Consider the following 22074-nt stretch of genomic DNA (forward strand, 5'->3'; position numbering starts at 1 on the left):
CCTGAGATAAACGGTGTCACCCTTGCGGGGGCTAAGCGCATTATTTTTGGTAGATTTTCGACAGATCCTGGAACATATACACCGGCTTCGGTTCGGCCTCTTTGGTGCCGGCAAAACGCTTGTCGACGGCCACGGTGGCGTTGGTGTACGCAATCGGGTAGTAGGTCATGTCGTTCGCAACGGTCTGCTGGATTTGCTTGTAGATTTCACCACGTTTGGCCACATCGGTTTCAATCGCGCCTTTATCCCACAGCGCATCGAACTGCGGATTTTTGTAATGCGCGTAGTTGTAGGCTTCGTTGCTCATGAACAGCGATTTATAGCCGTCCGGCTCCGCGCCCATGATGTAACCCCCGAGGTTCAGCTCCCACGCCGTGCTTTGCATATCGAGGCTGCGTTGCGACATCGCGTTCGCATCCAGCGGCATCAGCTCAACGTTAATGCCTAACGCTTTCAGCTGCTGCTGGATATAGAGGCTCATGCTCTCCTGGGTTTTGTTGGTGTTCACGTAGGCCAGACGCAGTTTGAGATTGGCTGGCGCGCCGGAGGCTTTCAGCAGGTCTTTGGCTTTTTGCAGGTCATATTTGTACTGTTCGACGTCGTCAGAATGGTACAGGGTGTCTGGCGTCAGGAATGAGGTTGCCGGTTTGGCGTAGTCCTGAGAGGTAAACGCGGTAGTGACCAGGTCGTCTTTGTTGATGCCGTACGCAATCGCCTGACGCAGCGCTTTGCTCTTCATCACCGGTACGTTCTGGTTGAACGTCATGTACGCCAGACGCCCTTCCGGGTAAACCACAAAGTCGAATTTGCCGGTGCTTTTCAGGCGCGACACGTCCTGCGGATCGACCATCTTCATGTTGATCTCGCCGTTTTGCAGCGCCAGGTTGGCGGAGTTGCTGTCTTTGGCGAAACGGTAAGTAACGGAATCAAGCTTTGCTTTGCCGTTCCAGTAATCGTCAAAACGCGTCAGAGCGTAATACTGTCCCGCGCGGTATTCCTTGAATTTGAATGGTCCGGAACCGACCGGCGCATCATTTTTACTGCTCTTTTCCAGGTCGCTTTCATTGGCGAACACGTGCTGCGGAATCGGGTAAATCTGCACCAGGGTGCCAACAAACGCCGCGCTGACCTGCGGCAGAGTGAATTTCACCGTCAGATCATCGACTTTACTGACCTGTACCGGTTTGCCACCGAACATGAACATGCTGCGGAAGAAGCTGTGCTGCTTTTCGTCCAGCAGCTTATTGAAGGTGAACACCACGTCATCGGCGGTCAGTGGCTGGCCGTCCTGCCATTTCAGATTCGGTTTCAGCTTCAGGGTGTAGCTAAGATTATCAGCAGAAGGCGTCAGGCTTTCTGCCAGACCCCATTCAATTTTTCCGTCGTTGTAGCTGTAGAGCGGCGCATACAGCGCCTGCATGATGGTCAGCGTGGTGCGGTCGCTAGCGTAAATTGGGTTCACCGCCAGCGGATCGCCGGAGGTAATGCCAATAATCAGCGAGCCGCCGTCTTTCGGTGCGGCATTCTGATTGGCGGCAGGAGCGTTTACGGTGTCATTATTTTTTGCGTCGTCGCATCCAGCGAGACCTAAGGCCAGCGACATCATCGCGGCGGAGAAAACCAACTTGCGCATGCTTTATTAACTCCTTGCCATCATTATTATTGTCTGCCAACGGGCGCAGTTCAGCGCGCATATTGGAGCCTTTCCCACACGATTTGAAATGCGATTTTCGCTTAAGCTTATATCCGTATTGATCTATATAAGATGTTTTTAAAATAAGCCGTTAAGGCCATCACGACTCTGAATGCTAAAGCTCGGCTTTATCACCTGCTACACTCCTGCTTTTGTTCCCCTAAATTATTCGAGTTGCAGGAAGGCGGCAAAAGAGCGAATCCCCAGTCACTTACTTAAGTAAGTGACTAAGGTGAGAGAGTGCAGCCAACGCACCTGCGGCTCGAAGAATGACGGGGAAATACCTCAAACAACAGGGTGGTTTATCTATGTCTAAGAATGATTATCAACCTCCGAAAGTCTGGGAGTGGAAGCAAAACAACGGCGGCGCGTTCGCCAATATTAACCGTCCGGTTTCTGGCCCGACGCACGAGAAAGCGCTGCCGGTGGGCACGCACCCGCTACAGCTTTATTCACTGGGTACGCCGAACGGGCAGAAAGTGACGATTATGCTCGAAGAGCTGCTGGCGCTCGGCGTGACAGGCGCGGAGTACGACGCGTGGATGATCCGCATTGGCGACGGCGATCAGTTCTCCAGCGGGTTTGTCGACGTGAACCCGAACTCAAAAATTCCGGCACTGAGCGATCATTCGGTGAACCCGCCGCTGCGCGTGTTTGAATCCGGATCGATCCTGCTGTATCTGGCGGAGAAATTCGGCCACTTCCTGCCGAAGGATCCGGCGGGCCGTACCGAAGCGCTGAATTGGCTGTTCTGGCTGCAGGGCGCGGCCCCGATCCTCGGCGGCGGATTTGGTCACTTTTATAACTACGCCCCGGTCAAAATTGAGTACGCCATCGACCGCTACGCCATGGAAGCCAAGCGTCAGCTCGACGTGCTGGATAAACAGCTGGCGCGCGGTCGTTATGTGGCGGGCGAGGAGTACACCATTGCTGATATGGCGATTTGGCCGTGGTATGGCAACGTGGTACTGGGCGCGGTGTACAACGCGGCGGAATTCCTTGATGCCGGTAGCTACAAAAACGTGCTGCGCTGGGCGCAGGACGTAGGCAATCGTCCGGCGGTAAAACGCGGGCGCATCGTCAACCGCGCCCAAGGGCCGCTGAACGAGCAGCTGCATGAGCGTCACTCTGCCAGTGATTTCGACACCAACACAGAAGATAAACGCCAGGGCTAAGCCCTTCCCGTCGACCGGGCGTCATTGCCCGGTCACTTTTTTTTCACTGTATATTTACACGTCAATACATTATTAGTATGAATATGTCTTCCTCTGGCATATGGCATCTAAATGTCTGAAATCGCCCTGAAACAACAGATCCAGAATCTGAAGAAGCATAACGCCCGGTTGCTACGCATTGCCCGTGATGCAAAGAGCAAGCTCAGTGCTGCGCTCGATGGCACCGGTCTGTGTTTATGGCAACTGGATATTCCCAGCGGAAAATTAATTATTTTTAACCGCCGCTGGGGCGCGATGCTCGGTTATCAACCGAAAGCCCTGAGCGCCCATTTTGACGTGTGGCGGGAACACCTGCATCCGGAAGACCGCCAGCAGGTTCTCGATGCCTTTTACAGTCATCTGGAAGGCAGAGCGCCCTATTACGAAGCCTTGCATCGGATGCAGCACAAAAACGGCACCGTCAGCTGGGTGTTAGATCGCGGGCGCGTGAGCGAGTGGGATGATGACGGCAAACCACTGAAGGTCACAGGCACCCATATCGACATGACCAAGGAGAAGCAGTACGAAGAACAGCTTTCCCTGCTCGCCAATCACGACCCGCTTACCGGGCTCGCCAATCGCCATGCGCTGTTAAAACACTTCGCGCAGATGCAGCGGAACGATGCCATGTGCGTGGCGTTTATCGATCTGGATGATTTTAAAGCAGTGAATGACCGGTTTGGCCATCGCTGCGGTGACGAGCTTCTCATTCAGCTTAGCAAGCGCCTGCGTGACGCCTGCCCGCCGGGTGCCGTCGTTGGGCGGCTGGGGGGCGATGAGTTTGTGCTGCTACTGCCGTTTTCGCTCAACAGCCTGCTTATCTGGAGCACCGCGCACAACTGTCTGCGCGCGGCGTTGACGCCGTTCGAACTGGTCAGCGGCACCGCCTCGGTAGGCGCATCGATAGGCATTAATGAAGTGCTGCACGGCGACGATTTTAACGACGCGCTTCTGCGGGCTGACATCTCGATGTATCAGATTAAACACACAGGCAAAAACGGCGCGGCCATTGGGCAGACACTGATTTCCCTTTCCGCTGACTGATTAGCACTCGTCGCGATAACCCACCATCATTTTGAGCATGTCCCAGCAATTGTCAGAAAGCGACCCATTCAGGAAAAGTCGTGGATTTTTCGCGGGGTTCCATTGCCGCAGGTGCAATAGATTCCTCGTTATCGGCAGATCCTTGAGAATCCCTAACGTTTTGTGATTATTTTTTTGTGAAACTTTTACGTCAGGTAGCGATTGAACCAGCCGAGGGTGCGTTTCCACGCCAACTCAGCCGCCGTCGGGTCATAGCGTGGAGTCGAATCATTGTGAAAACCGTGGTTCACGCCGGGATAAACGTAACCTTCATACACCTTATCATTCGCTTTCAGCGCCTGTTCGTATGCGGGCCAGCCGTCAGTAATGCCTTTATCCAGCGCGGCGTAATGCAATAACAGAGGTGCCTTGATTTTCGGCACATCGGCAACCGGCGGCTGGCGACCGTAGAACGGCACCGCGCATGAAAGCTCCGGGTAGGCCACAGCCGCGGCGTTGCAGACGCCACCGCCGTAGCAAAAACCGGTGATCCCGACTTTGCCCGTGGCCTGCGGATGCGTTTGCATAAACTCAATGGCGGCGAAAAAGTCGTTCATAAGTTTGGTTGGGTCGACCTGCTGCTGTAACGCACGTCCTTCGTCGTCGTTGCCCGGATATCCGCCTACCGACGTCAGCCCGTCCGGCGCCAGGGCGATAAACCCGGCTTTAGCGACGCGTCGCGCTACGTCCTCAATGTACGGATTCAGACCGCGATTCTCATGCACCACCACCACCGCCGGGAATTTCCCGCTTCCGCCCGTCGGAGTGACCAGATAACCGCGCACTGTGCCGTGTCCGTTCGCCGAAGGGTATTCGATGTATTCCGGTTTGATAGCCGGATCGGTGAATTCCACCTGCTCCGCCAGCGCGTAATTGGGTTTGAGCAGGTTAAATAACGCCAGCGCCGTGAGGCCACCGACGGCATATTTCCCCGCCATTTGCAGGAATTCACGCTTGGTGATTTTGCCGTGAGCGTAGTAATCGTAGTAATCCAGCAACGCCTGTGGAAAGTCCTTCGCCGTTAGTCGGGTCATCGGGGTTCTCCCTTATTAATCGTCAGCAGTGTGATCGCCCGAACTTACCGGAACATTTTCAGGCGCTAGTATAGAAACGTCGTTTCAAAATATAGACCAGAAGGAGCTTCCATGTCCTGGCTCGCCAGTTCCGAACGTTATCAACAGATGCAGTATCGCTATTGTGGCAACAGCGGGTTGCAGCTTCCCGCGTTATCGCTGGGGTTGTGGCACAATTTTGGTCACATTCAGTCGCTCGATTCCCAACGCGCACTGCTGCGTAAAGCCTTTGATTTAGGCATTACCCATTTTGACCTCGCCAACAACTACGGGCCGCCGCCGGGCAGCGCCGAGGAGAACTTTGGTCGTCTGCTGCGTGAAGATTTCGCCGCCTGGCGCGATGAACTGATTATCTCTACCAAAGCGGGATACGACATGTGGCCCGGCCCCTACGGCTCCGGCGGTTCGCGCAAGTATTTGCTGGCGAGCCTCGACCAAAGTCTGAAGCGCATGGGCCTGGAGTACGTCGACATTTTCTATTCTCACCGCGTCGATGAGAAAACGCCGATGGAAGAAACCGCTGCGGCGCTGGCTCAGGCGGTGCAGAGCGGCAAGGCGCTGTATATCGGCATCTCGTCGTATTCCACCGAGCGCACTCAGCAAATGGTGGGTCTGCTGCGCGAGTGGAAAATCCCGCTACTGATTCATCAGCCTTCGTACAACCTGCTGAACCGCTGGGTGGATAACACCGGGCTGCTGGATACGCTGGAAAATAACGGCGTCGGCTGCATCGCCTTTACGCCGCTGGCGCAGGGTCTGCTGACGGGTAAATACCTGAACGGGATCCCGGACGGGTCGCGGATGCAGACTGAAGGCAAGAAAGCGCGCGGGCTGACGGAAAATATGCTCAGCGAGAGTAATTTGCAGAGCTTGCGTCTGTTGCAGGAAATGGCGCAGTCACGCGGGCAAAGCATGGCGCAAATGGCGCTGAGCTGGCTGCTGAAGGACAACCGGGTGACGTCGGTGCTGATTGGCGCGAGCCGCCCGGAGCAGCTGGAGGAGAACGTACAGGCGCTGAATAATCTGACCTTTACGCCGCAGGAGCTGGCGCAGATTGACCAGCACGTGGCGGACGGGCAACTGAATCTTTGGCAGGCGTCGTCGGATAAGTAACGTGGGATGCCTGTCATCCTGTGCGGTCTTTGCCCCCTCTCCCTAAAGGGAGAGAGGGCGATAAGACTCGCCCTACACTGCCAGCGGATCAACCTGTGGCCGCTGATACTCCGGCCACACCAGCGCCACCAGGTCCGGGTAAGCATGTAAACTAAATTCCCTAAAACACTGCTGCAGGTTCAACACGTCGAGGTCACCCCGCGGGACTTTTTCCCCGTTAAGACAGCGTTTTTTTATATTGTCGTAATATTTATACACTGCCGAATTGAGATCACTGCAGCGTCGCTGGGCCTCAAATAAGCCCGCCGTAGCATTTAATTCGGTGATACTCATCCGCTTTATTGTGGCGTGAAGAAAATCAATATATTCATGATTTACCCGCCAGTACCATATCGGTGTTATCGCGTTCATGAGCATCGAAAAATGGTCTTCACCCTCTTCTTTACTCAGCAATTTCACCTGAACAGGCAGCGTTTTTTCTTCCACCACGTCGTTTTTAAACAGACCAGAGATAACGCAAAGAATAACAACCGTCAGCAATAGCAGGGCTATCACAAAATAGATAATACTGTTCATGGTTGGCTCCATTTTTTTTGATTTTAAATTTACCCCATGATATTGTCAACGAACCTCACACCTTTATCGCCCTTATCCTGTTGAAACCAAAAGGACATCAGGCATGATACCCGAGTCGCTGATTCCGGCCCGCTTTCACATTTCCGGCGCAGAGCAAAATACCGATACAGCAGAAAATAACGCTGATTTAACTCAGGGAAAGATGTCCCTCGATAATATCGCCGAAGATATATTCGCCGCGCCGGTTCGTCACGGCCAATCGCGCAATATACTGCTGGAGGAGCGTGACCGCCATATTAAAGACCGGCTGTTTCGGGCGGTTAAAATAGAAGCATTTGTACGCGTACTCAACGACCTGCAATGGCAAGGCGAATTAGACAGCCAGGAATTAAGTCAAATTATCGCCGAATACACCGACAAAATTAATAAAGCCGGAAACGAAATTTGGCTTAATTTGATTACATGCGAAAAAGCCTCCCCTCTTTTTTATGATTTTCAGGGCGAATAAAAATGAAAGAGAGTGAAGATAATAATGTCTATTTGACTTTGGACGACAGAAACAGCGACGCCGTCATTCTGAAGCATAATCTTCAGGCGCTAAAAAATGAAAAGAATGCTGTGATTGAAGAGACAGCCAAAGCGCTGGTGTCGATTCCCGCAGCGCTGGTCCGTATGAAGTGGCAGTACCGCCGGGAGATTTACGCCTTCCAGGTGAAAGAAGAGATCTACGGCGCGGCGCTGGCCGAGATAATGACCCGAAATCCGCAGCTAAAAGAGAAGATCCTCGCGCATGTTGAAGCGAGCTATCAGCATATTTTGGCCCGCGAAACCGCCACCTTGCGCCTGACGCGCAAACTCGCTGACGGTAATTGCCGCACCGCCAGCGTTAATATTGTGGCACCGGAAGAAAACCTCCCGTCGCCAGTCGCTAAAAAAGCCTGATTACACCAGCCTGAAGATGGAAATCGCCGTCTTCAGCTCGCCGGTTTGTCGCTGTTGCTGCTGCGCCACCTGCATGGTCATTCCGGCCTGCTCCACCTGACGCGATCCCCGTTGCGTGCTTTCCACCGAGGCGGCAATTAGCTGACGAATGGCGGTGAGAAAAATGAGGTGGCGAGAAGAGGAAGCTGTGCTGAGTAAAGTCGCCAGGGTCATACTGGACTCCCATGCTATACAGGGGATGTTATGCCCCGTTTTCACGGTGCTTTTTTATGATGTTCCTGAATAAGCGTAGAGAGGTTTGTCGCGCCTGCCAGTGACGACCAACAAAAATGCGGGCGGCTTTCAGATGAGAAAAAACACGATACATCAGCGAGTTAACAATTTTACTTAAGGTATAAAAAAACCGGCGAGAGGCCGGTTCTTTCATTAATGATGCCGCTTATTTTTTCGCGGCGGCGTGTTCTTCACCGACCAGGCCAATTTTCAGATATCCCGCCTGATGCAGAGTATCCATCACCTTCATCATCGTCTCGTAGTTTACGGTTTTATCCGCACGGAAGAAGATGGTGGTGTCTTTCTTGCCTTCGGTCAGCGTGTTAATCGCATTCACCATGGTGTCGTCGGTTACCGGATCGTTGCCGAGGAACATAGTGTTATCCGCTTTCACCGACAGATACACCGGCTTTTCCGGACGCGGCTGCGGCTGGCTGGAGGACGCCGGCAGGTTCACTTTCACATCAACGGTCGCCAGCGGAGCCGCCACCATGAAGATGATCAGCAGTACCAACATGACATCGATAAACGGCGTCACGTTGATTTCATGCATTTCGCCGTTATCGTCCAGATTTTCGTTTAGACGCATTGCCATTGGTTATCACCCTACCCGTAATTTCTGGGCGGTACGCACCGGCTGAGCGCCGCTGTTGTTCAGGTCAAGGTCACGGCTTTGCAGCAGCAGAACCTGCGCCGCCACATCACCGAGCAGCGCTTTGTGGCTGCCAATCATGCGGGCGAAAATGTTGTAGATAACCACGGCAGGGATGGCGGCGAACAGGCCAATGGCGGTCGCCAACAGCGCTTCTGCGATACCCGGCGCGACAACGGCCAGGTTAGTGGTCTGGGTCTGGGCGATACCGATGAAGCTGTTCATGATGCCCCATACGGTGCCGAACAGACCGATAAACGGTGAAATCGCACCGATTGTTGCCAGATAACCGTTACCACGACCCATATGACGACCGGCGGCAGCGACGCGGCGCTCCAGACGGAAACCGGTACGTTCTTTAATACCTTCGTTGTCTTCGGCACCTTCAGAAAGTTCCAGTTCGTTCTGCGCTTCGTTCAGCAACTGAAGGCTGAGGCTTTTCGCCGGGAATGCGGTGGCAATTTCGCTGGCCTGATTCAAAGAGCGGGCTTCGCCCAGCTGCTGCTGCTCACGCTTGAGGCGGCGTTTTTGCGACAGCAGTTCGGTACTTTTGCTGAAGAAAATTGCCCAGGTGACAACCGATGCCAGAATCAGGCCGATCATGACCACCTTAACTACGATGTCGGCATGATGATACATACCCCAAACGGAGAGATCCGCCTGCATCAAATTATTACCCACTCTGTATCTCCAGGATCTAAATCACAAAATCTGAGCGTAATAATATCAAAACGTCGTCGAATTGATAGTCGTTCTCATTACTATTTACATATTGACGCAATCATCACTAACTTTCATTGCGCTCACGCAGTAAAAAAGGTGCTTTGCCATATTCTGGCAAAATTTTCTGCTTAATCTGTTCGCACAAGGTACAACCCGAAACAATCATGTTAGTTTAGACGTCCAGACGTATAAAAACAGGTAACAAAAACATGTCCAAAGAACAACTTGATACCGTGCTGGTGAATGCTGGCCGCAGTAAAAAATACACCCAGGGTTCGGTGAACAGCGTAATTCAGCGCGCGTCATCCCTCGTTTTCGAGACCGTTGAAGCCAAGAAACAGGCCACCCGCAACCGCGCCAAAGGCGAGCTGTTTTATGGTCGTCGTGGCACCCTGACCCACTTCTCTTTGCAGGAAGCGATGTGCGAACTGGAAGGCGGCGCTGGCTGTGCTCTGTTCCCGTGCGGCGCGGCTGCAGTGGCCAACACGATTCTGGCGTTTGTCGAACAGGGCGATCACGTGCTGATGACCAACAGCGCCTACGAACCGAGCCAGGATTTCTGCACCAAAATCCTCGCCAAACTCGGCGTCACCACCGGCTGGTTCGACCCGCTTATTGGCGCCGGTATTGCCGACCTGATTCAGCCCAACACCAAAGTGGTGTTCCTGGAATCCCCGGGCTCCATCACCATGGAAGTGCATGACGTTCCGGCCATTGTCAGCGCCGTACGCAGCAAAGCGCCTGACGCCATCATCATGATCGATAACACCTGGGCCGCGGGCGTACTGTTTAAAGCACTCGAATTTGATATCGATATTTCGATTCAGGCCGCCACCAAATACCTGATGGGCCATTCCGATGGCATGATTGGCACCGCCGTTTCCAATGCTCGCTGCTGGGATCAGCTACGCGAAAACGCCTATCTGATGGGGCAAATGGTGGATGCCGATACCGCGTATATGACCAGCCGTGGCTTGCGTACGCTCGGTGTGCGTCTGCGTCAGCATCACGAAAGCAGCCTGAAAATTGCCGAATGGCTGGCTGAGCATCCGCAGGTTGAACGCGTCAATCACCCGGCGCTACCGGGCAGTAAAGGTCATGAGTTCTGGAAACGAGACTTTACGGGCAGCAGCGGCCTGTTCTCCTTCGTGCTCAAAAAGCGCCTGAACGATAGCGAGCTGGCGGCGTATTTCGATAACTTTACGCTGTTCAGCATGGCCTATTCCTGGGGCGGCTTCGAGTCACTTATTCTGCCGACGCAGCCAGAGCAGCTGGCGGACATTCGCCCCAACGGCAAGCCAGACTTCAGCGGCACGCTGATTCGTTTGCACATTGGTTTAGAGAATGTTGACGATCTTCTTGTGGATTTATCGGCCGGTTTCGAGCGCATCGCGTAAAGTAGCAACCTGATGGACACAATTTCAGACAGTCCCTGCAAAAACTGCCGGAATTGTTGCGCCTGGAATCAAGGCATCCCGGGCAATTCAGGAGTACAATACACTCAGAAAATGTCAGTCCACAGGAAAGTCCATGGTTGTTATCCAGGAGATTGCCGCCGCACTCTGGCAGCATGATTTTGCCGCGCTGGCGGATCCCCACGTTGTGGGTATTGTTTATCTGGTGATGTTCGCCACGCTGTTTTTAGAAAACGGCCTGCTGCCCGCGTCTTTCTTGCCGGGAGATAGCCTGTTGCTGCTCGCCGGTGCGCTGATCGCCAAAGGCGTGATGGATTTTGTGCCGACCCTCGCTATTCTGACCGCCGCCGCCAGTCTCGGCTGCTGGCTGAGCTACATTCAGGGCCGTTGGTTAGGCAACACTAAAGTGGTGAAAGGCTGGCTGGCGCAGCTGCCGGACAAATATCACGACCGCGCAACCTGCATGTTTGACCGCCACGGGCTGCTGGCGCTGCTTGCCGGGCGTTTCCTGGCATTCGTTCGAACCCTGCTGCCAACGATGGCAGGCATTTCCGGTTTGTCTAACCGCCGCTTCCAGATTTTCAACTGGCTGAGCGCCGTGCTGTGGGTCGGTGTGGTGACGGGCTTCGGCTATGCGCTGAGCATGATCCCATTCGTTAAACGCCACGAAGATCAGGTGATGACATTCCTGATGATCCTGCCTATTTTCCTGCTGATTGTGGGTTTACTGGGCACGGTGATTGTGGTGATTAAGAAGAAGTATTGTAGCGCCTGATTTCTCCCCTGACCCTCTATCCAAAGGGACGAGGGTCAGGGAGAAGACAAACTACATCCCCTGCATCCCCCGAATACGCGCTGCATCTTCGCCCGGCGTGATCCCGAAGTAACGCTTAAACTCACGACTGAACTGCGAAGGACTTTCGTATCCCACCTTTATTGCCGCCGTGCTGGCCTTCAGGCCCTCATGCACCATCATCATTCGCGCTTTGTGCAGCCGATAGGATTTCAGATATTGCAGCGGCGAGGTGCTGGTTACTGACTTAAAGTTGTGATGAAACGCCGAAACGCTCATGTTGGCTTCCGCTGCCAACTGGTCAACGCTAAGATTTTCGGTGTACTGGCTCTCAATCCGTTTCAGCACCCGGCTAATCAGGCTGAAATGCGTCTGGCGGCTGACCAGCGCCAGCAGCGCACCGCCGCGTGGCCCCATCAGCACGTGATACAGCATTTCACGGATGATTTGCTTGCCGAGAATACGCGCATCCATCGGGTGCTCCATCACGTCGAGCAGACGCTCAGCGGCACAGAGGATTTCATCGGATAGCGTGGCGGAGTTAATCCCGCTGGCGGCCATCGAAGGCTGAAACAGTTCGTCCTCACCGATGTCCATCAGCAGCTCTTGCAATTGCAGAATATCGACATTCAGACGCAGGCCCGCCAGCGGCACTTCCGGCGTGGCGAAGGTTTCGCATTCAAACGGCAACGGCACCGTCAACAGCAGGTATTCCGTGGCGTCATAGCGGAAAACGCGCTCGTTAATGTGGCCTATCTTATGGCCGGAAAAGAGGAATACGATGCCCGGCTGGTACATTACCGGCGTGCGGGTCCCCGGCTGCGTGCCGTACAACAGGCGAATATCCGGCAACAGTTGAATGAGTTTTTCTTCATTATTTTTCAGCTGCTTAATTTTCTCCGTCAGCAGCAGACAGGTCTCTTCACGGTTCATTTTTTGCGATATCCGGGACGTATTTCGATGGATGTATTGTGGATAATAATATTCATATTCTCCAGCCCACAGGAGAAATGGGCAATACATAGGCAGGAATGTGCATTGAGACAAACAGCCCACAGGACCACAATACACTCCATCAGGTAGCCCTGTCGCTACCGTCTTTTTCACCCGTTATGAAGGGAAAACCTATGTTTAATTTCAATCTGCACACGCCTACTCGCATTTTATTTGGTAAAGGTGCTATCACAGAACTGCGGGCGCAAATCCCGGCAGATGCGCGCGTCCTCGTCACGTACGGCGGCGGCAGTGTCAAAAAAACCGGCGTGCTGGACCAGGTCATGACGGCGCTGGACGGCCTCAACGTGCTGGAGTTCGGCGGCATCGAGCCAAACCCGTCTTATGAAACACTGATGAACGCGGTGAAAATTGCCCGTGAAGAAAAAATCACCTTCCTGCTGGCCGTGGGCGGCGGTTCCGTTCTCGACGGCACCAAATTCATTGCGGCCGCCGCGCAGTATGCTGACGGCGTTGACCCGTGGGAAATCCTGCAAACCGGCGGCAGCAAAATTGAAAGCGCTATCCCGATGGGCTCCGTGCTGACGCTGCCTGCGACCGGTTCTGAATCCAACATGGGCGCGGTGATTTCTCGCAAAACCACCGGCGACAAACAGGCATTCATGAACCCGCACGTGCAGCCGGTCTTCGCCATTCTTGATCCGGTTTACACCTACACCCTGCCACCGCGTCAGGTCGCAAACGGCGTGGTCGATGCCTTCATTCACACCGTTGAGCAGTACGTGACCTACCCGGTTAACGCCAAAATTCAGGACCGTTTCGCCGAAGGTATTCTGCTGACGCTGGTTGAAGAAGGTCCAAAAGCGCTGAAAGAACCAGAAAACTACGACGTGCGTGCCAACGTGATGTGGGCGGCGACTCAGGCGCTGAACGGTCTGATTGGCGCTGGCGTGCCGCAGGATTGGGCGACGCATATGCTCGGCCATGAACTGACCGCAATGCACGGCCTGGACCACGCCCAGACGCTGGCGGTTGTTCTGCCTGCTTTGTGGAATGAAAAACGCGACACCAAACGCGCCAAACTGCTGCAATACGCAGAACGCGTATGGAACATTACCGAAGGTTCTGAAGATGCCCGCATTGATGCCGCCATTGCCGCGACTCGCGAGTTCTTCGAAGTGATGGGTGTGCCGACGCGCCTGTCCGGCTACGGTCTGGACGGCAGCTCTATCCCTGCGCTGCTGAAAAAACTGGAAGAGCACGGCATGACGCAAATCGGTGAAAATCAGGATATCACTCTCGACGTGAGCCGTCGTATTTACGAAGCGGCACGCTAAGGGTTTTTTCGCTCAACCTTTCGTTTTCTCGTATTTCGTCCAGACTTAATGCTACTACTTCACCGGAGCGCCCACCGCGCTCTGGTGAATTTCATCTAGCCCTAAATAATTCGCATTGCAGGAAGACGGCAAGGGAGTGAATCCCCTGGAGCTTACTTGAGTAAGTGACTGGGGTGAGCGAGTGCAGCCAACGCCCCTGCAATGTGAAGCATGATGGGCGTAAGGGAGGAATGCATGACACATCCAACACTAATCAAGCTCAATGACGGCAACATCATGCCGCAACTGGGTCTCGGCGTGTGGAAAGCAGGCAACGAGGAAGTGGTTACCGCCATTCATAAAGCACTGGAGGTCGGATATCGTTCTATCGATACCGCCGCCGCGTATAAAAATGAGGATGGCGTAGGCAAAGCATTAGCCAGCGCAGGTGTCGCGCGCGATGAGCTGTTCATTACCACCAAGCTGTGGAATGACGATCAGAAACGCCCGGCAGAAGCACTCCAGGAAAGCCTCGATAAACTGCAGCTCGATTATGTCGATCTGTATCTAATGCACTGGCCGGTTCCGGCTATCGATCATTACGTTGAAGCCTGGCGTGGGATGATTGAACTGCAAAAACAGGGCCTGGTGAAAAGCATCGGCGTGTGTAATTTCCAGGTGAGCCACCTGCAACGTCTGATAGATGAAACCGGCGTCTCGCCAGTCATTAACCAGATTGAACTTCATCCTCTGATGCAGCAGCGTCAGTTGCATTCCTGGAACGCGACGCACAAGATCCAGACCGAGTCGTGGAGCCCACTGGCGCAGGGCGGCGAAGGGGTTTTCGATCAAACCATTATTCGCCATCTGGCTGAGAAATACGGCAAGACACCGGCGCAAATTGTGCTTCGCTGGCATCTGGATAGCGGACTGGTGGTTATCCCGAAATCCGTTACGCCTGCACGTATTGCGGAAAACTTCGACGTATGGGATTTCCGTCTGGATAAAGACGAACTGGGTGAGATTGCGAAGCTGGACCAGGGGAAACGGCTCGGGCCGGACCCGGATCAGTTCGGCGGTTAATCGCGGTCAGTAAAAAGCCCTGAAGTGCCCGGCGGCGCTGCGCTTGCCGGGCCTACATTTCAGCCTGTTGTAGGCCCGATAAGCGCAAGCGCCATCGGGCTTCTTTTTATGGTTTCACCGCACGTTTGGTGGCGGGTTTTGGCTTACGTGCGCCAGGATTACGCTGCTGGGCAATCGCCGTGTGCTTGGTCAACGCCGGACGCGTGTGACGATTCTGTCGACGCGCTTCCCGCATTTCTTCGAGTGTCGGTGATGGCACCAGACATTCCCGGCGTCCGCCGATTAAATGCTTTTTACCCATCACTTCCAGCGCCTGACGAATCATCGGCCAGTTCGCCGGATCGTGATAGCGCAGCAGCGCTTTGTGCAGACGACGCTGCTTGTCGCCCTTCGGCACCGCGATATCTTCGCTCTTATAACCAATCTTACCCAGCGGGTTTTTACCGGTGTAATACATGGTGGTCGAGTTGGCGAGCGGCGATGGATAGAAGTTCTGCACCTGATCGAGGCGGAAGCGGTTCTTCTTCAGCCACAGCGCCAGGTTAACCATATCTTCGTCAGTAGTGCCCGGGTGCGCAGAAATGAAGTAAGGGATCAGATATTGCTCTTTCCCGGCCTGTTTCGAATAGGTGTCAAACAGCTCTTTAAAGCGGTCATAACTTCCCATTCCCGGTTTCATCATCTTCGACAGCGGGCCTTCTTCCGTATGCTCTGGCGCAATCTTCAGATAACCGCCGACGTGATGGGTTGCCAGCTCTTTGATATAGCGCGGATCTTCTACCGCGATGTCATAGCGCACGCCGGAAGCGATGAGGATCTTTTTGACGCCGTCCAGTTCGCGGGCACGGCGATACAAATTGATCGTCGGCTCGTGGTTGGTGTCCATGTGCTTACAGATATCCGGATAAACACAGGAAAGGCGGCGACAGGTCTGCTCGGCGCGCGGTGATTTGCAGCGCAGCATGTACATGTTGGCGGTCGGGCCACCAAGATCGGAAATAATGCCGGTAAAACCAGGCACGGTGTCGCGAATGGCTTCGATTTCGTTGATGATCGAATCTTCGGAACGGCTCTGAATAATGCGCCCTTCGTGCTCGGTTATCGAACAGAAGGAACAGCCACCAAAGCAGCCGCGCATGATGTTGATCGAGAAGCGAATCATCTCATAAGCCGGGATGCGGCTGTCACCGTACGCCGGATGCGGGATACGCTGGTACGGCAGTGCAAACACACTGTCCATCTCTTCGGTGGAAAGCGGGATAGCCGGCGGGTTCAGCCAGATGTAGCGATCGCCATGTTTTTGCATCAGCGCGCGGGCACAGCCCGGGTTGGTTTCATGATGCAGAATACGTGAGGCGTGCGCATACAGCACTTTGTCGCCTTTTACTTTCTCGTAAGAAGGCAGCAGCACGTAGGTTTTTTCCCATGGCTTTGGCTTCGGCGGCTGGACGGTAATGGCTTTGGCTTCTGCCTTTTTCGGTGCAACAGGTTTGTTGTCGGCACACGGTAAATCTTCACCGTAAGGATGCGGGATCGGATCGATTTTGCCCGGCGTGTCGAGGCGGGTGGAATCCACGCCGCTCCAGCCTGGCAGAGCTTCTTTCACCATGATCGCAGTGTTACGCACGTCACGAATATCGGACACCTGCTCGCCCATTGAGAGGCGATGTGCAACTTCCACCAGTGGTCGTTCACCGTTGCCGAAAATCAGCATGTCAGCTTTGGAATCCACCAGCACTGAACGACGCACGGTATCAGACCAGTAATCGTAATGCGCGGAGCGACGCAGGCTCGCTTCGATCCCCCCAAGGATAACCGGCACGTCTTTCCAGGCTTCTTTGCAGCGTTGGGTGTAAACCAGGGTGGCGCGATCCGGGCGTTTGCCCGAGACGTTATCTGGCGTATACGCATCGTCGTGACGCAGTTTACGGTCGGCGGTATAGCGGTTAATCATGGAGTCCATGTTGCCCGCGGTGACGCCAAAGAACAGATTCGGTTTGCCCAGACGCATGAAGTCGTCTTTGCTGTTCCAGTCTGGCTGGGAGATGATCCCCACGCGGAAGCCCTGAGCTTCCAGCATGCGTCCGCAGATGGCCATCCCGAAGCTCGGGTGATCGACGTACGCGTCTCCCGTCACCATGATGATGTCGCAGCTATCCCAGCCAAGTTGATCCATCTCTTCCCGAGACATCGGTAAAAATGGCGCGGGGCCAAAACAGGCCGCCCAATACTGCGGCCAGGAGAAGAGGGAGCGATCCGGTTGGATCAGGGAAATTGCGCTCATAGTGCTTCCGGGTGGTTAAAAAGGGTGCAAAAGGCGGGGATTATACGCTGAATTGATGTAAAAAATGAAGGGGCATATGTCCCCCTTCATCGTGTGGATTACGGCGCAGGATTCACCAGCATCTGGCCAATCGATCCGCGGTCGGCGAGCTCCAGGGTCTGGCTGGCAAACTGGAACGGGAAGTGTGGCCACGACGGCTGGCCGTAATACACCAACAGCTCAACCTGACCGTCTACCCACACCGTATCTTTCCAGCCGCGATCTTCCGGGAATGGCATCGCGCCGTTCACGTTGCGGATCTGGAACATCACCCCTTCAATATGGAATGACTGCGGGCTATCGGCGCGAAGCGTCCAGCGCTCCCACGATCCCTGCTGTGCCGTGACATCTATGCGCTGCGGGTCCCACAGCTGACCATTGATGCCCGGATCGTCGCCAAGCGTAAAATCGCGGCTGCGGATAGGCGTGCCGGTCATAATTTCTTCCGGCAGCAGGCGCATCGGCAGGCTGTCGGTAACCAGCGGCAACAGACCGGTTGGGCGCAGCGTCAGCACCAGGGTCGAAATCAGAATGCTCGACGGCTCGAAGAAGCCGCGAATGCGGTCCACAATGCCCGCCGCTTCACCGCAGGTGATCGACACTTCGTCGCCGTTGGTCATGTCGACCAGAATTTCACGGCGCTCACCCGGTGCCAGCGACAGCTGCTTCACCGAAACGGGCGCAGGCAGGAAGCCCTGATCGCCGGAAATCACGTGCAGCGCGCGACCGTCGCTCATTTGCAGCAGGTAACGGCGAGAGTTTGACGCGTTTAGCAAACGCAATCGCACCCAACCGCGAGACACTTCGACGTACGGGCTTTGCGCGCCGTTGACCATCAGCGTATCGCCCACAAAGCCGCCGCTGCCCGGTTCGCTGTACTCCGCCGCGCCGAAATTATCGAGACGCTTGTCCTGAATAATGACCGGGAAATCGTCCACGCCGTAGTGGTTCGGAATAGGTAAGGATTTACTCACCTCATCTTCAACCAACCACATGCCCGCCAGGCCGTTGTAAACCTGCTCTGCCGTATGGTTCGGGGTGTTGGCCTGGTACCACAGGGTTGCAGCGTTCTGTCGAATAGGCAGCACCGGCGCCCAATCAGCATTCGGTGACATCATACGCGCTGCGCCGCCAATCAGCGGGCCTGGCACCTGCAGACCACGGATGGTCATCGCCACGTTTTCCGTCAGACGGTTGCTGTAAATCAGCTTGACGTCATCGCCATTCCACACGCGGATAGTCGGTCCGAGATAGCGCCCATTGATGCCCCAGACCGGGGCACGCGTGCCCTGGGTAAATGACCAGTGCGCACGTTGCAGGGTTAAAAACAGAGGCTGTCCACGACGGGATTCAAGCAGTGGGGGAACTGGCAACGCTGGCTGCTGGCCTGCCGCATTTGCCCTCAGCGGCACTGCGCCAGCACAAAGCGCTACTCCTGATGCCTGAATAAATTGACGCCGACTGAGTGACATATTAATAACTCCATGAAACTGACTATAAAACAGAGGGAAACCGTTCCCAAACAGTGGTCACTTGCGGCTGCGCCATGTCGTAAACGGCATGGCGGCTCACGGTGACGCTTATTTTTTCTTTTTCGCCGCTTCGCGTTCAGCAACTTCCAGATCAAGCTCGGCGATTTTCGCCTTCATGACTTCACGGCAATGCGTCGCAAGTTCACGCACCTGATCTTTGCCGTAGCCGCTGGTATCAATCGGTTGCAGCATTTCGACGATAACCAGACCGTTATTGATACGGTTCAGGTTAATTTTATTCGACGTATTAGAAACACACACCGGAATAATTGGGACGCCAGCTGCAATTGCAGCATGGAACGCACCGGTCTTAAACGGCAGCAGGCCACGGCCACGGCTGCGGGTGCCTTCCGGGAACATCCAGAACGAAATCTTACGGTTCTGGAACGCATTAACCACTTCGGCGATAGTGCCGTGTGCTTTCGAGCGGTTGTTACGGTCGATCAACAGGTTGCCGGTCAGCCAGTACAGCAGGCCGAAAAACGGAACCCATAACAGGCTTTTCTTTCCGACGGTAACCGTCGGCGGGACGACGATATTCGCCGCCGTCACCATGTCGTAGTTATTTTGATGGTTGCCGATATAAATGGCATTACCAAAGTTTTCATACCCTTCCGGCAGACGTTTTTCGACTTTCAGGCCAAAAACCGGGGCCAGGCGGCCAAACAAATGGCCAAACGTCGCAACGTGCTTCGGATTACGTGGGCTAAACAGACAATAAACACAGCCAAGAATGCATACCAGAATGCAATAAATGACAACGATGATTGCGCGAAAAATCAATAGCATAGCTACCTCTGAAATCCTGACCGCTTAGAATTATATACCGGCCAGGGGATGTGACTTGCAGAACCTTTATTAGGGTATTGTTAATCGCAACGCACGAATTAACAACGGTTTGCCGCAAATTTTACAGCCCCTTCCGGAGAGAAGGGGCAACGGGATTACTCTTCGCTGTCGCCCGCGCTCGGGCTGGCACGCAGTGGAGAATCAATGTCGATTCGATCGATTTTTTGCAGGCCGCGCATTAGCGTGCCACGACGACCGCGTTCGCCAGTGACTTTCTGCAGTTCTTCCGGACGCAGTTTGATTTTCCGCTTACCAACGTGAATGGTCAGCGTGCTCTGCGGTGGCAGGATGTAGAGATGCGCCAGGCCATCAGCGCCCTTCGCCGCATCTGCGGACGGAATGCCGATGATCTTATTGCCCTTTCCTTTTGACAACTGCGGCAAATCGCTTAGAGGGAACATCAACATGCGTCCCGCCTGGGTAATCGCCAGCAGCATGTCGGACTCATCCTCAATCACCAGTGGCGGCATTACCTGCGCATTTTCTGGCAGCGTGATGAGCGCTTTACCTGCGCGGTTACGCGCCACTAAATCGTTGAAGGTACAGACGAAACCGTAACCGGCGTCGGATGCCATCAGCAGTTTTTGATCGTCGTTTTCCATCAGCATATGATTGACGGTCGCACCCGGCGGCAGCGTCAGCTTGCCGGTCAGCGGCTCGCCCTGCCCGCGCGCAGACGGCATCGAAATAGGGTCGACGGCGTAGCTGCGTCCGGTAGTATCAATAAACACCACCGGTTGGTTGCTCTTGCCCTTCGCCGACGCTTTCCAGCTGTCGCCCGCTTTGTAGCTCAGTCCCTTCGCATCGATGTCGTGGCCTTTGGCGCTACGCACCCAGCCGCTCTGCGACAGCACAATCGTGACCGGCTCAGACGGCAGCATGTCGTGTTCGTTCATGGCCTTCGCCTCTTCGCGCTCGCGCAGCGGAGAACGGCGATCGTCGCCAAACGCTTCGGCATCAGCCTGCAGCTCTTTCTTCAGCAGGTTGCTCATCTTGCGCTCGGACGCAAGGATCGACTGAATGTGATCGCGCTCTTTTTCGAGGTCGTTTTGCTCACCGCGAATTTTCACCTCTTCCAGCTTAGCGAGGTGGCGCAATTTCAGTTCGAGGATCGCTTCAGCCTGCGTTTCGCTGATGCCAAAACGCGACATCAGCGCCGGTTTCGGCTCATCTTCATGACGAATGATTTCGATCACTTCGTCGATATTGAGGAATGCCACCAGCAAACCTTCGAGGATATGCAGGCGCTTGAGCACTTTCTCCAGACGGTAATTCAGGCGACGGCTGACGGTATCGCGGCGGAAGGCCAGCCATTCGGTGAGGATCTCCAGCAGGTTTTTCACCTGCGGACGATTATCCAGACCGATCATATTCATGTTAATGCGGTAGCTTTTTTCCAGATCGGTGGTGGCAAACAGGTGGTTCATCACCTGCTCCATATCCACACGGTTGGAGCGCGGCACGATAACCAGACGGGTTGGGTTTTCGTGATCGGATTCGTCGCGCAGGTCGTCGACCATCGGCAGCTTTTTATTGCGCATCTGGCTGGCGATTTGCTCCAGCACGCGCGCGCCGGACACCTGATGCGGCAGCGCGGTAATAACCACCGCACCGTCTTCTTTCTTCCACACCGCACGCATACGCACGGAGCCGCGGCCAGTCTGGTAAATTTTACGGATATCGGCGCGAGGCGTGATGATCTCTGCTTCAGTCGGATAATCCGGACCCTGCACGATATCGAGCAGTTGGTCGAGGGTGGTTTTCGGCTGTTCAATCAGCGTAATCGCCGCTTTCGCCACTTCACGAACGTTATGCGGCGGAATATCCGTCGCCATCCCCACCGCAATCCCGGTGGTGCCGTTCAGCAGAATGTTCGGCAGACGCGCAGGTAACATGCGCGGCTCTTGCAGCGTGCCATCGAAGTTTGGCAGCCAGTCAACGGTGCCCTGCCCCAGCTCGCCCAGCAGCACTTCGGCATACTTCGACAGACGGGATTCGGTATAACGCATGGCGGCGAAGGACTTCGGATCGTCCGGTGCACCCCAGTTCCCCTGGCCGTCGACCAGCGGGTAACGATAGGAGAACGGCTGTGCCATCAGCACCATCGCTTCATAGCAGGCGCTGTCACCGTGCGGGTGGTATTTACCCAGCACGTCACCGACCGTACGGGCGGATTTCTTGAATTTGGCGCTGGCGCTCAGCCCCAGCTCTGACATTGCGTAAACAATGCGGCGCTGAACCGGTTTCAGGCCGTCGCCGATAAACGGCAACGCGCGGTCCATGATGACGTACATGGAGTAGTCAAGGTACGCTTTTTCCGTAAACTCATGTAGCGCAAGGCGCTCTGCCATATCGCTCATTAACTGTGATTCCTCAACGATTTCGCCCGGCCATAAAGGGGGCAATATTGCCGCAGATAGTACCTTATCTGGCGCGCTGAGTCACAGGGGATAAGCAGTTTTGCCGC

General features: G+C 54.7%; 21 protein-coding genes. 9 read left to right on the plus strand and 12 right to left on the minus strand.

The annotated features are described in order from the left end of the window. Window positions 1–40: 40 nt before the first annotated feature. The gene (locus MUU51_RS08430; protein ID WP_258967587.1) at window positions 41–1633 is read right to left on the minus strand and encodes an ABC transporter substrate-binding protein; all 1593 of its coding nucleotides are present in this window, start codon (window positions 1631–1633) and stop codon (window positions 41–43) included. A 368-nt stretch (window positions 1634–2001) separates the two neighbouring features. Here MUU51_RS08430 and yghU point away from each other — a divergent pair, with 368 nt between their 5' ends. Both yghU and MUU51_RS08440 read left to right on the plus strand, forming a co-directional pair. Further along, entirely contained in the window at window positions 2002–2868 is an 867-nt protein-coding gene (gene yghU, locus MUU51_RS08435; protein ID WP_159771703.1) for a glutathione-dependent disulfide-bond oxidoreductase, read from the plus strand. Between the two features lie 111 nt (window positions 2869–2979). Continuing rightward, window positions 2980–3951 carry a sensor domain-containing diguanylate cyclase gene (locus MUU51_RS08440; protein ID WP_258967588.1) on the plus strand — a complete coding sequence of 324 codons (972 nt, stop codon included), beginning with the start codon at window positions 2980–2982 and terminating at the stop codon, window positions 3949–3951. A gap of 185 nt (window positions 3952–4136) precedes the next feature. On the opposite strand, the gene yghX is transcribed toward MUU51_RS08440, so the two are convergent. Then, window positions 4137–5024 (minus strand): YghX family hydrolase, encoded by an 888-nt coding sequence (yghX, locus tag MUU51_RS08445; RefSeq protein ID WP_159771715.1) that lies wholly within the window; start codon window positions 5022–5024, stop codon window positions 4137–4139. A 111-nt stretch (window positions 5025–5135) separates the two neighbouring features. Here yghX and MUU51_RS08450 point away from each other — a divergent pair, with 111 nt between their 5' ends. Next, window positions 5136–6176, plus strand: a complete 1041-nt coding sequence (locus MUU51_RS08450) for an aldo/keto reductase (protein WP_159771718.1) — start codon at window positions 5136–5138, stop codon at window positions 6174–6176. A gap of 72 nt (window positions 6177–6248) precedes the next feature. Here the strand turns inward: MUU51_RS08450 and MUU51_RS08455 are convergent, their stop codons facing one another. Continuing rightward, window positions 6249–6752, minus strand: a complete 504-nt coding sequence (locus MUU51_RS08455; protein WP_159771720.1) for an ESA_00282 family adhesion-associated protein — start codon at window positions 6750–6752, stop codon at window positions 6249–6251. A gap of 103 nt (window positions 6753–6855) precedes the next feature. Here MUU51_RS08455 and MUU51_RS08460 point away from each other — a divergent pair, with 103 nt between their 5' ends. Beyond that, window positions 6856–7260, plus strand: a complete 405-nt coding sequence (locus MUU51_RS08460) for a hypothetical protein (RefSeq protein WP_258967589.1) — start codon at window positions 6856–6858, stop codon at window positions 7258–7260. Between the two features lie 2 nt (window positions 7261–7262). Next, window positions 7263–7694, plus strand: a complete 432-nt coding sequence (locus MUU51_RS08465) for a cytoplasmic protein (RefSeq protein ID WP_159771725.1) — start codon at window positions 7263–7265, stop codon at window positions 7692–7694. Here MUU51_RS08465 and MUU51_RS08470 read toward each other — a convergent pair whose 3' ends face one another. Genes MUU51_RS08470 through exbB form a run of 4 tightly spaced genes read right to left on the minus strand, consistent with a single transcriptional unit; the run spans window position 7695 to window position 9300 of the window. Next, window positions 7695–7907 carry a hypothetical protein gene (locus tag MUU51_RS08470; protein ID WP_159771728.1) on the minus strand — a complete coding sequence of 71 codons (213 nt, stop codon included), beginning with the start codon at window positions 7905–7907 and terminating at the stop codon, window positions 7695–7697. Between the two features lie 28 nt (window positions 7908–7935). Beyond that, window positions 7936–8121, minus strand: a complete 186-nt coding sequence (locus MUU51_RS08475) for a hypothetical protein (protein WP_159771731.1) — start codon at window positions 8119–8121, stop codon at window positions 7936–7938. Between the two features lie 12 nt (window positions 8122–8133). Further along, window positions 8134–8562 carry a TonB system transport protein ExbD gene (gene exbD / locus MUU51_RS08480; protein ID WP_110512539.1) on the minus strand — a complete coding sequence of 143 codons (429 nt, stop codon included), beginning with the start codon at window positions 8560–8562 and terminating at the stop codon, window positions 8134–8136. 6 nt (window positions 8563–8568) lie between these two features. Beyond that, window positions 8569–9300: a tol-pal system-associated acyl-CoA thioesterase gene (gene exbB / locus MUU51_RS08485; RefSeq protein WP_159771734.1), complete on the minus strand. Its 732-nt coding sequence runs from the start codon at window positions 9298–9300 to the stop codon at window positions 8569–8571. A gap of 251 nt (window positions 9301–9551) precedes the next feature. On the opposite strand from exbB, the gene metC reads away from it, so the two are divergent. Next, window positions 9552–10739 (plus strand): cystathionine beta-lyase, encoded by a 1188-nt coding sequence (metC, locus tag MUU51_RS08490; protein ID WP_159771737.1) that lies wholly within the window; start codon window positions 9552–9554, stop codon window positions 10737–10739. Between the two features lie 133 nt (window positions 10740–10872). Next, window positions 10873–11532, plus strand: coding sequence for a DedA family general envelope maintenance protein YghB (gene yghB / locus MUU51_RS08495; RefSeq protein ID WP_258967590.1), 660 nt, complete (start codon window positions 10873–10875; stop codon window positions 11530–11532). A gap of 51 nt (window positions 11533–11583) precedes the next feature. On the opposite strand, the gene MUU51_RS08500 is transcribed toward yghB, so the two are convergent. Then, window positions 11584–12483 (minus strand): AraC family transcriptional regulator, encoded by a 900-nt coding sequence (locus MUU51_RS08500; protein ID WP_159771743.1) that lies wholly within the window; start codon window positions 12481–12483, stop codon window positions 11584–11586. Between the two features lie 194 nt (window positions 12484–12677). Here MUU51_RS08500 and yqhD point away from each other — a divergent pair, with 194 nt between their 5' ends. Next, a complete protein-coding gene (yqhD, locus tag MUU51_RS08505) occupies window positions 12678–13841 on the plus strand; it encodes an alcohol dehydrogenase (RefSeq protein ID WP_258967591.1) in 1164 nt (387 codons plus the stop codon). A 234-nt stretch (window positions 13842–14075) separates the two neighbouring features. Further along, window positions 14076–14903, plus strand: a complete 828-nt coding sequence (dkgA, locus tag MUU51_RS08510) for a 2,5-didehydrogluconate reductase DkgA (protein ID WP_159771749.1) — start codon at window positions 14076–14078, stop codon at window positions 14901–14903. A 106-nt stretch (window positions 14904–15009) separates the two neighbouring features. Here dkgA and MUU51_RS08515 read toward each other — a convergent pair whose 3' ends face one another. The 4 genes from MUU51_RS08515 to parC form a co-directional block, all read right to left on the minus strand. Beyond that, complete coding sequence (locus MUU51_RS08515) at window positions 15010–17187, minus strand: YgiQ family radical SAM protein (protein ID WP_258967592.1); 2178 nt, start codon at window positions 17185–17187, stop codon at window positions 15010–15012. A 98-nt stretch (window positions 17188–17285) separates the two neighbouring features. Further along, window positions 17286–18698: a cell division protein FtsP gene (gene ftsP, locus MUU51_RS08520; RefSeq protein WP_110510410.1), complete on the minus strand. Its 1413-nt coding sequence runs from the start codon at window positions 18696–18698 to the stop codon at window positions 17286–17288. A gap of 108 nt (window positions 18699–18806) precedes the next feature. Further along, window positions 18807–19547 (minus strand): 1-acylglycerol-3-phosphate O-acyltransferase, encoded by a 741-nt coding sequence (locus MUU51_RS08525; RefSeq protein ID WP_258967593.1) that lies wholly within the window; start codon window positions 19545–19547, stop codon window positions 18807–18809. Window positions 19548–19702: 155 nt separating this feature from the next. After that, complete coding sequence (parC, locus tag MUU51_RS08530; RefSeq protein WP_159771755.1) at window positions 19703–21967, minus strand: DNA topoisomerase IV subunit A; 2265 nt, start codon at window positions 21965–21967, stop codon at window positions 19703–19705. Window positions 21968–22074 lie beyond the last annotated feature (107 nt).

It is taken from the genome of Scandinavium manionii (assembly GCF_024764775.1).
Lineage (GTDB): Bacteria > Pseudomonadota > Gammaproteobacteria > Enterobacterales > Enterobacteriaceae > Scandinavium > Scandinavium manionii.

What these genes read in the sequence shown, in the direction of transcription:
- MUU51_RS08470 (WP_159771728.1), bottom strand. Translation starts at nt 7,907, where the DNA reads ATGACCCTGGCGACTTTACTCAGCACAGCTTCCTCTTCTCGCCACCTC.
- parC (WP_159771755.1), bottom strand. Translation starts at nt 21,967, where the DNA reads ATGAGCGATATGGCAGAGCGCCTTGCGCTACATGAGTTTACGGAAAAA.
- MUU51_RS08475 (WP_159771731.1), bottom strand. Translation starts at nt 8,121, where the DNA reads ATGAAAGAACCGGCCTCTCGCCGGTTTTTTTATACCTTAAGTAAAATT.
- MUU51_RS08500 (WP_159771743.1), bottom strand. Translation starts at nt 12,483, where the DNA reads ATGAACCGTGAAGAGACCTGTCTGCTGCTGACGGAGAAAATTAAGCAG.
- MUU51_RS08440 (WP_258967588.1), top strand. Translation starts at nt 2,980, where the DNA reads ATGTCTGAAATCGCCCTGAAACAACAGATCCAGAATCTGAAGAAGCAT.
- MUU51_RS08515 (WP_258967592.1), bottom strand. Translation starts at nt 17,187, where the DNA reads ATGAGCGCAATTTCCCTGATCCAACCGGATCGCTCCCTCTTCTCCTGG.
- yghU (WP_159771703.1), top strand. Translation starts at nt 2,002, where the DNA reads ATGTCTAAGAATGATTATCAACCTCCGAAAGTCTGGGAGTGGAAGCAA.
- yqhD (WP_258967591.1), top strand. Translation starts at nt 12,678, where the DNA reads ATGTTTAATTTCAATCTGCACACGCCTACTCGCATTTTATTTGGTAAA.
- MUU51_RS08455 (WP_159771720.1), bottom strand. Translation starts at nt 6,752, where the DNA reads ATGAACAGTATTATCTATTTTGTGATAGCCCTGCTATTGCTGACGGTT.
- MUU51_RS08460 (WP_258967589.1), top strand. Translation starts at nt 6,856, where the DNA reads ATGATACCCGAGTCGCTGATTCCGGCCCGCTTTCACATTTCCGGCGCA.
- metC (WP_159771737.1), top strand. Translation starts at nt 9,552, where the DNA reads ATGTCCAAAGAACAACTTGATACCGTGCTGGTGAATGCTGGCCGCAGT.
- MUU51_RS08450 (WP_159771718.1), top strand. Translation starts at nt 5,136, where the DNA reads ATGTCCTGGCTCGCCAGTTCCGAACGTTATCAACAGATGCAGTATCGC.
- yghX (WP_159771715.1), bottom strand. Translation starts at nt 5,024, where the DNA reads ATGACCCGACTAACGGCGAAGGACTTTCCACAGGCGTTGCTGGATTAC.
- dkgA (WP_159771749.1), top strand. Translation starts at nt 14,076, where the DNA reads ATGACACATCCAACACTAATCAAGCTCAATGACGGCAACATCATGCCG.
- MUU51_RS08525 (WP_258967593.1), bottom strand. Translation starts at nt 19,547, where the DNA reads ATGCTATTGATTTTTCGCGCAATCATCGTTGTCATTTATTGCATTCTG.
- ftsP (WP_110510410.1), bottom strand. Translation starts at nt 18,698, where the DNA reads ATGTCACTCAGTCGGCGTCAATTTATTCAGGCATCAGGAGTAGCGCTT.
- MUU51_RS08430 (WP_258967587.1), bottom strand. Translation starts at nt 1,633, where the DNA reads ATGCGCAAGTTGGTTTTCTCCGCCGCGATGATGTCGCTGGCCTTAGGT.
- exbD (WP_110512539.1), bottom strand. Translation starts at nt 8,562, where the DNA reads ATGGCAATGCGTCTAAACGAAAATCTGGACGATAACGGCGAAATGCAT.
- MUU51_RS08465 (WP_159771725.1), top strand. Translation starts at nt 7,263, where the DNA reads ATGAAAGAGAGTGAAGATAATAATGTCTATTTGACTTTGGACGACAGA.
- yghB (WP_258967590.1), top strand. Translation starts at nt 10,873, where the DNA reads ATGGTTGTTATCCAGGAGATTGCCGCCGCACTCTGGCAGCATGATTTT.